8 protein-coding genes are annotated in these 8,667 nt (G+C 56.5%); all 8 read right to left on the bottom strand.

Annotation, left to right across the window (positions count from 1 at the left end; genetic code table 11):
- Positions 1-326 (bottom strand): acyltransferase family protein (locus Q2B33_RS21930; RefSeq protein WP_300914252.1); only part of this gene is annotated, 326 nt, incomplete at its 3' end.
- Positions 327-452: 126 nt separating this feature from the next.
- On the bottom strand, positions 453-944 hold the full coding sequence (locus Q2B33_RS21925) for a GNAT family N-acetyltransferase (RefSeq protein ID WP_300564123.1): 492 nt from the start codon (positions 942-944) through the stop codon (positions 453-455).
- Between the two features lie 57 nt (positions 945-1,001).
- Complete coding sequence (locus Q2B33_RS21920; protein WP_300564121.1) at positions 1,002-1,922, bottom strand: sugar phosphate isomerase/epimerase; 921 nt, start codon at positions 1,920-1,922, stop codon at positions 1,002-1,004.
- A 154-nt stretch (positions 1,923-2,076) separates the two neighbouring features.
- Positions 2,077-2,328 carry a Uma2 family endonuclease gene (locus Q2B33_RS21915; protein ID WP_300564119.1) on the bottom strand — a complete coding sequence of 84 codons (252 nt, stop codon included), beginning with the start codon at positions 2,326-2,328 and terminating at the stop codon, positions 2,077-2,079.
- 65 nt (positions 2,329-2,393) lie between these two features.
- Positions 2,394-3,332 carry a GNAT family N-acetyltransferase gene (locus Q2B33_RS21910; RefSeq protein ID WP_300564117.1) on the bottom strand — a complete coding sequence of 313 codons (939 nt, stop codon included), beginning with the start codon at positions 3,330-3,332 and terminating at the stop codon, positions 2,394-2,396.
- A 197-nt stretch (positions 3,333-3,529) separates the two neighbouring features.
- A complete protein-coding gene (locus tag Q2B33_RS21905) occupies positions 3,530-5,203 on the bottom strand; it encodes a hypothetical protein (RefSeq protein ID WP_300564115.1) in 1,674 nt (557 codons plus the stop codon).
- Between the two features lie 112 nt (positions 5,204-5,315).
- Positions 5,316-5,447 carry a hypothetical protein gene (locus Q2B33_RS21900; protein WP_300564113.1) on the bottom strand — a complete coding sequence of 44 codons (132 nt, stop codon included), beginning with the start codon at positions 5,445-5,447 and terminating at the stop codon, positions 5,316-5,318.
- A gap of 128 nt (positions 5,448-5,575) precedes the next feature.
- The gene (locus Q2B33_RS21895; RefSeq protein ID WP_300564111.1) at positions 5,576-8,590 is read right to left on the bottom strand and encodes a glycoside hydrolase family 2 protein; all 3,015 of its coding nucleotides are present in this window, start codon (positions 8,588-8,590) and stop codon (positions 5,576-5,578) included.
- Positions 8,591-8,667: the final 77 nt, after the last annotated feature.

The following is an 8,667-nucleotide window of genomic DNA, read 5'->3' as shown; positions in this document are numbered from 1 at the left end:
GATCTCCCGAAGGCCACGGAATAGGTCCATATCTGCAGCCATAGCTGCGCCAGGCGGCTGGGCTTGAATGATGAGGTGCACAGGAAATACCCGCTGATGAGCATATAGACGTTCACGGCCACGATGCAGAAGCTCTCCATGAGCCATGCGGCCATGCCCATAGCCCCCATACCGCTGTCTGTCAGCTCGGGCAGCAGCTTCCCCTTCCCCAGATAGTGCAGCGCCACCACCATCAGCATGGCCACGCAGCGCAGCAGCTCCAGATTGGCCATGCGGCCTGCCCCTGTCCCCTCTTTGCGTTTTCCCCTATTCTCAATCTGCGGCATATGAATCCTGTCAGGCACCCTGCCCGGCTTCCCTTTCCCCGAATCGGCGCAAGGGGACCGCTCCCCTTTTTTGCATTGCGCCATTATAGAATCATCCTGTGCGCTTTTCAATTCAGCTCCATATCTCTATATCGCAAACTCATAGATGCATTTCCGTGTCTCCCCGTCCCGGCGCATGTCGTTGTCCTCCGGGAGATCTGCGATTTCCCGCAGGATCCCTCCCGCGTATTCGCAGGTCTTCCTGGAAGGGAAATTGTCCGGATTGCAGGTGATGACCAGCCTGTCCATCCCGTGCCGCCTGGCCAGATGGAACAGCAGGCGGCAGGCCTTCCCCGCGTAGTGATTCCCCCGGTAGGGCTCCTCCACCCGGTATCCGATGTTCCCTCCGTAATAGACGCCCTCGCTGTAGCCTATCCGCAGGTCGCACTGCCCCGCCCTGTGGCCTGCCCTGTCGCAGATCGTGAAATGATAGGAGGGGAGCCACTTCTCCGCCGGGCTGCCCGGGACGGTCTTGTCCAGCATCAGCAGGATCTCCCCGTCCGTCAGGACCTGGGCGTCAAAAAAGCGGAAATCTTCCTTTTGCTCCTGGCCGCTGTTGAAATATCTGTCCCTTAACATCCTTTCTCCCGTCCTTTCCCGTCCCGCGCCATTGATGGGCGGATGCGCCCTGTGGTCCTATGCGTCCGCTCTTCCCTTTTTATAGAGCCCGTCCAGGCGGCATCCCGCCTCATGGGCCTTCCTCAGATATCCCGCCTGGTCCAGCTCATTGGTGGACAGCTCCAGCAGAAGCGGCCCCTCATACGCAGACCCGGATATGGTCTCCATCACCTTGTCCCACTGGATATTGCCCTCCCCGGGAATCCAATGGGAGTCCATGGCCCCATTGTTGTCATGGATATGTACCGCGTACAGCCGGTGGGCGTACCTCCCAAGGATCTCCGGCGCCTGCTCCCGCCAGACCATATTGGCATGGCCGGTGTCATAGCACAGCCCCAGGAATTCCTCAGGGTATCTGCCGAAGAGCCTGTCCCATGCCTCCAGCATGTATTCCCCGGGCATGTCGAAAAGGTTCTCGATGCAGATCCGCACATTTTTCTCCATGCAGTAGGGCATCAGCTCGTCCAGGGACCTGAAGACGCAGGCGTAGAAGTCCTCCTTGACCTCCGGCTTCTTCTGTATGGTGATGTAGGGGACATACAGATGGAGCACGATTTCCGTGGCGCCCAGGGCCTGTGCCAGATCCACCCGGTTTTTGATCAAATCCACCCCTGCCCTGCGGTTGTACTCCCAGTCGGAGGTGTAGTCCTTCCGGTAATGGCCCTCCCTGACGTTCACGTCCTTGGCGGAGCCCTTGGTGGAGTGCAGGGCCTTGGATTTCAGGCCGTACTCGTCCATCCACTCCCTGATCTGCTGCATCTCATAGGGAGAATACATGTATTCCCTGTCCCACTCATGGCACCAGTGGATATGGGTGAAGCCTGCCTGTGCTATTCGCTCCAGGGTAGTCCTGATCTGCTCCAGCCTGGTGCTCTCCCCCGCGAAATCCGTGTTCACCGCCAGCTCCAGTCCGGCGTTTTCTGTCCTGTTGTCCTCCATCTTTCCACCAATCCTTCCCGGGGACTGTCATGCCCCGTTTTTTCGGCATCAGAAAAGTTTTCCGCCTGCCGCATGGGTACATTATAGTCTAAATCGGGCGTGGGTTCAATAGAAATTAGGGGAAACATTTTACAGCCGCACACCCGGCTTCAATCTACAGAAAATATGAAAAGACATGATGGGCATCCGGAAGCATCACGCGTACTGTCCTGTTTTCAGGATCCGCAATCCAGTACTCCCGGACACCTGCCCGCTGGTACAGGTTCAGCTTCACAAGCCGGTCATGCCTCAGAGAGGTGGGGGACAGGATTTCTATGACCATGTCCGGTGCCCCCCTTGCACCCATGTTTATCAACTTGTCCCTGTCACATATGACGGAGATATCCGGCTCCACCGTCGTGTCCACATCCTCCGGCTTATGGCCATCCTGCTCAAAAAGGCGGACACCAAAGGGTGCGGAGCAACATTCCTCTATATCGTAAATTCATAGATGTATTTCCGCGTCTCCCCATCCCGCCGCATGTCATTGTCCTCCGGGAGATCTGCGATTTCCCGCAGAATCCCTCCCGCATATTCGCAGGTCTTCCGGGAGGGGTAGTTGTCCGGATTGCAGGTGATGACCAGATAGTCCATCCCGTGCCGCCTGGCCAGGTGGAACAGCAGGCGGCAGGCCTTGCCCGCGTAATGGTTCCCCCGGTAGGGCTCCTCCACCCGGTAGCCGATGTTCCCTCCGTAGTAGACCCCTTCGCTGTAGCCAATCCGCAGGTCGCAGCGCCCGGCCTTGTGCCCTTCCCTGTCGCAGATGGTGAAATGGTAGGATGGGAGCCACTTCTCAGCCAGGCTGCCCGGGACGGTCTTGTCCAGCATCAGCAGGATCTCCCCGTCCGTCAGGACTTCTGTGTCAAAAAAGCAAAACTCCAGCGGCCTCTCCATATAGCCGCAGGTAAATGGGAAGAAGTCGTATTTTTCCATATGGGTATGCAAGAATCCGAACCGCTCATACCAGGCCCGCAACACCGTATTCTCCTCCACTATGCCCAGCTTCAGCCTGCCGCAGCCAAAGGCGGAAGCGCAGAGCAGCCCATGCTCCAGCAGACGCTTCCCGATTCCGGCATGCCTGCGGCCTGGCAGGACACAGAGATTGTTCAGCTCACAGTCACCTTCCTCCTGTATCCGGAGGGAATAATAGCCTGTTACCTTTCCGTCTTCCTCCACATGGACGAACATGGCCCGCCCCTCCCGGTACTGTCCCGCAAGCCTTTCCAGGGTAGTGGCAAAAGCTGTGAACCTGGGGGCATTCTCCGGGGAAAGCCCAAAAGCTTCCGCCACAGTGGAAAAGCTGTCCCTTATCACCCTGACGCATTCCTCCAGTTCTCCTTCTCGTATCGGCCTGATCATCCTCTCTTCCATCCTCCCTCTGTCCTCTTAAATTCCTGTGGCATCTCTCGAACAGCCTCTCCCATGCCTCCAACATGTATTCGCCGGGCATGTCGAAGAGGTTTCGGCAACAGGGCTTCCATGCCCCGATTTTCCGGCATCTGAAAAAGTTCCGGGAGTCCTCCCTGATAAAGCACACTCCAATCCTGCGGCGCTGCCCCTTGCGCACATTACCTTGCCAGCAAGGACAGCACCCTGGGCCTTGCCCCTTTTTCATACTTGAATTCCAGCGCAAATCTGATGATTTCCGGGAAATAATATTTTTTGTCAGCCATAATGAAATAGCCCTGGTTTTCCAGCCTGGCAATCTCTTCTCCCGTCAGGCTGATTTTGTCCAAGGTAAGCGGCAACACCTTCTCATCTTCCGGCATGTCTTCAAACTTTTTCAGTATCTGGTAGATTGCTTTCATCTCATCTCTGATTTCTTTATACTTTTCTCTGGAACAGTCCGGAATGGCCTCCCTGATCTGCTTTGGCATGATATATCTGTCTTCATAAGGCGGTTTCCCCTCCAGAAACGTTCTGGTGGCAAATTGCAGAAACCTTACAATATCCCTTGCCTGCAACTGGTTCGAGAAATCAGAAAGCGCCGCTATAATCCACCTTGCCGAATTCGCCTCTCTGGAATCGTATCTTCCCAGCTTTTTTCCCCATAATTTCTCCAGCCGCTCTTCAAGCACTTCCCTGCTGGCCTTCAGGATATCGACACCCTCACCCAAAGCAGGGTCTGCCTGTTTCGCAATCCACAAAGCCAGGCGAAGCGCTTCTGAGGGCGACCATTTCAGTTCGTATTTGTGATACTGATTCTGAAACTGGTCAAAATTAATTTCGATTGCTTCCTCTGCCATATCCTTTCTGGCAAAAACAACAATGCCGACATTTCCGAATTGAAGGTTTCGCAATGTGTTCACAATGTTCTGGCATAACGCCCGGATGGCAAATCTCCATGTCTTCTGCTTCTGAACCTGTAAATCCATGAAAAGGTCTTCCAGTCCATCCACAATGAACAGAATCCTTTTTCCCTTGTTCTCCAGATATCGATCCAATTCAGAGATATCGCTGTAACCGGCGCCCAGCATATCCAGCATCAGCCTCTGCCAAATTTCCATCCATTCTGTCAGGGATGTCTCCTTTTCGGCATATGAAGCCAGTTTAGTGTAATTTCGGTCAATAATATCCGATTTTATATCCACTTCCTCAAAGGTATGATTACAGCTTTCAATACATTCCCGCACCATGGAAAGCAGCATTTTTATATTCAGCGAGCAGACAAGGGGCAGGATAAGCGTCCGCTCCCTGTCTTTCTCACCTGCCGGTTCTACTCCATATGAAAAACTTTCCCAGGTCTTCCTGGAGAGCAGTTGTTTATAGATGTAAGTTTTTCCCGAACCCTTTGCGCCTAACACCACCAACTGCGGGACTGTATCCCTGAATTCCCGCACGATTTCCCGTATGGATGTTGTCGCCAACATATTGGAAGAAGCGCTGCCCTCGGCCGTTATCTCCGAAGTGGCGATATCATGCAGCCGGCTTACAATGTCCTTCATGTCCTCCGGGGAACGCTGATTCTCCTCTGCCGCACCAGCCGCAATCTCTTTTTCCAACATGCCATCCGCAATCTTCGCCATCACATCGGAAAGCACTTTTCCTTTCAGCAGGGCGCATATATCCCGAAAATCCCCCAGAGAAGCAAATGCCGAATCAAAGGGAACCCTGTAGAGATAATCTTCCCTTAGTACATTCATGCTTTCCGAATCGAAATCCTCCTCCAGGCTTTCCGCCAGCTCATCTTCCAGGCTGCCCACCCTGTCCTCTTCCATGTCCTTGGGAATCATGGTCAGCAATCAAATACCCCGCTGCAAGCAACGGGGTATCAAGCTTGCAACGCTGCAGAGCAGCGGGGTATTTGACCCTCGCGGCATTCGCCAACTGGCCGTGCAAGCACGGCCGCTTGACTCATTGCTCGCGGGAATAAAACAGCAGCAGTCTTCTGGATTTATCATTTCCTGTGGTCTCCCTGTACATTTTATAATGTCTGCGGTAGCTGTCCTGAAACTCCCGCCTGGTGATGTTTATTCTGTTGCTCATCCTTTTGTCTCTCCCTGCCTGGTCTTATCGGCAGCATACACTTTGTGCCGCATTCAGCATTCCACACATATCCCGGTTTTACCGCCGCTTAAGCCCCTCTCGGCTCTATGCCTTCTCCTGAATCCGGCTCACATATTATCGGAAATATCATACACGCTCCTGGCCCTGTAAGCCCCGGAAACCTCTGCGGCGGCGTCCTCCCCTTCCGTGAAGTCCCGGCCGGGCAGGATGCGGAAGGTCCTGCTGCCCGCCTCCATGTCTACGAAATTGTCGTCCAGGCGCAGGATTCCTGTCTCCGTCTCCACACTGACGGATTTCGCATAGTTGGCGGCCGTCACCGTCACCCTGTCCCCCTCCACGCAGACCCTAAGCTCCGGGTCTAAGAAGCCATAGTGCTTCGGGGCGCAGAACAGCGTGGTTCCGGATGATACATTTGTTCCATCCACATACAGCCCGTACTCCAGGTGCACCTTCAGCGGGTCTATGTCGTTGCAGTCCAAATGCGGCAGCCAGGCGCCTCCGTAGGCGGGGGCGGTGACTTCGAACTCTCCCTGTCTGACCACCGAGGAATCCGGCAGGCGCAGGGCCCACTTCACGATGCCGCTCACAGGCTCCCCTGTCTCGTTGGCCACATGGAGGTCGGCGCTTAAGTCTATGGGCCGGGGCAGGGTGTTCACGAAGGGCTTCTGGTCAATCTCCCCATGCTCCTCGCAGGACAGGAGCACTGGCGCGAACATGCGTTTCTCCGCATAGTGCAGGGCCTTCCAGTTCCCGTAATAGTCCAGGCTGGCCCAACTGGCCACGGGCCAGATGTCGTTGAGCTGCCACACCACGGTGCCCATGCAGGTCCCCCTGAACCGCCTGAAATGCTCCACCCCATAGCGGATTGCCTCGGCCTGTAGCAGTTGGGAGCAGTAGAGCAGCTGGTCGAAGTCCCTGGGGTAGAGGTAGGTCTGGGACAGGTAGTTCAAAATCTTGCCGTTGGCCGAGGTGTTCCTCTGGTGCAGCTCCATGACCCGGGAATACACGTTCCTGTCCCGGGGTTCCGTGAACCGGCGGACGGTCTGCAGGGCCGGGAAGGACTGGAAGCCGAACTCCGACAGGAAGCGGTAGTGGTGCTTCCGGTAAGCCGTGAATGGCTCGTTGCCGTGCCAGACGCCCCAGTAGTGCACATCTCCCACGTTCTCCGCGTTGCTGTTCTCGAAATTCCCGCCGGAGCTGGGGGAGGAGGGCCAGTAGAATGTCTGCGGGTCTTCCTGCTCCACGATTTTGGGGATGATGTATTCGTACAGGCGGATGTAGTCGTAGAACTGTTTCTTGGACTTCACCGAGAATTTCATCTCGTATTCCGTCTCCATCTCGTTGTTGCCGCACCACAGGCCGATGCTGGGATGGGAGCGGAGCCTGCGGATGTTCTGGCGGATCTCCGCGGAGACATTGGCCTCGAAGGCGTCGCTCAGCTCGTAGGAGGCGCAGGCGAACATGAAGTCGTGCCAGATCACCAGGCCCCTCTCGTCGCACACATCGTAGAAGAAGTCGTCCGGGAAATAGCCTCCGCCCCAGATGCGGATGCAGTTGTGGTGGGCCTCCTGGGCGGAGGCAAGCAGCATGTCCGTGCGCTCTCTTGTCTGCCGGGTGAGGATATTGTCCTCCGGGATGTAGTCCGCGCCCATGGCGAAAATCTGCAGACCGTTGACCTCAAAGGCGAAGTTCCGGCCCGGGAGCTTTTCGCCCTTCCTGTCCACCATGAGGAGCTTCCGGTCTCCACGGCTCATGACTACGTCAGTTCCGTCGTCCAGGTCCTCGGCCTGGTCGGTCAGGTGGGCATCCCAGGTCTCCTCCGGCAGGGAATCCGTGTTCACTGTCATGGTGCGCAGGCCGATGCGCTTCTGCCAGATGTCAAGAGGGTGCGCTGTTCCGCCTGCGTACTGGCTGGGATTCTCGCTGACCTTTCCGCCTGCCTCCTGGCCAGGATTCTCACAGGCCACTCCAACCACCTCCTGGCCGGGATTCTCGCTGACCCTTCCGCCTGCCTCCTGGCCAGGATTCTCACAGGCCACTCCACCCATCTCCTGGCCGGGATTCTCGCTGACCTTTCCACCTGCCTCCTGACCAGGATTTCCGCTGTCCTCCCCGTCTGCGTCCCAACGTGGATTCTCGCCAGCTCCTCCACAGGCTCCCTGAACAGATACCAGCAGAGCTTCCACCCGGTACAGGGGCTGCTCCCCGTATCCGTTGGGCCACCACAGCTGCGGGTCGGAAACCGTAAGCTCCGCCCGGACATGGCTGCTCCGCAGGCCGCTGCCTGACAGGCCTGTCAGGTTCCCGGAGGGTGCCGAATCGGCCGCGGCGCTGACCGTCTCGCTCTCGGCGGAAAGCAGGATCCCGTCAGGCCCTGTCACGTACACTGCCAGCTTCAGGAGCGCATCCCCCGCCTCCGGCATCCATTCAATCTCCGCGTCCGCAGTCAGCCGCACTGACGAAACCCGGTTGCCCCGGGCTGTCCGCTCCGCGATTTCATGCTGCTGGGTTATGTAGACCTGAGCGATGCGCGCCGTCTTCACCCTCTGGACCGTGACCTCCCGGAACAGCCCGGCATCCGGGAGCCTGGGGCCCCAGTCCCATCCGAACATGCAGGCGGCCTTGCGCAGGTGGGAGAATCCGGGCATGGCGTCCGTGGAGCCGCCTACGGGACATTTCTCGTTCTCCTGGCTGATATAGCGGGTGGGGGAATGAAGGACTACCTTCAGATGATACACCCTGTCCGCCTCATCGTCCTTCACCCGGGCCGTGATGTCGTACTCCCACACCCGGTTCATGTTGTACGCAGTCCCTAAAAGCTCTCCGTCCAGGTACACATCCGCCAAGGTATCGATGCCATCGAAGCGCAGGAACAGCCTGTCCGCCTCCCTGTCCTCGCTGTCCAGGGTAAATGTGGTCTCATAGGCGAAATCGTTCTCCATGAGCCTGGTAGCCGCCAGCTCATTGTCCCGGTAGTAGGGATCCGGCATCAGGCCCCTCTCCAGCAGCGTCCCGTATACTGTGGACGGAACTTTCGTCTCGATTGGGGTATTCGGAATATTGTATACATTCTCTCCAAGGACAGTCAATGTCCAATTATCCTTCAAACACAATACTGTCATAATGTCTCTCCTTCTATGGCTATTTTTTATACTGCATAACGCTGAATACTGCCTAATGTAATCATGCGATTGAACCA

Origin of the sequence: uncultured Acetatifactor sp., from assembly GCF_948601915.1 — a bacterium.
Taxonomy (GTDB): Bacteria; Bacillota; Clostridia; order Lachnospirales; family Lachnospiraceae; genus Acetatifactor.
The sequence above is the reverse complement of the archived record's forward strand: the minus strand, read 5'-3'. Positions and strand labels throughout refer to the sequence as shown.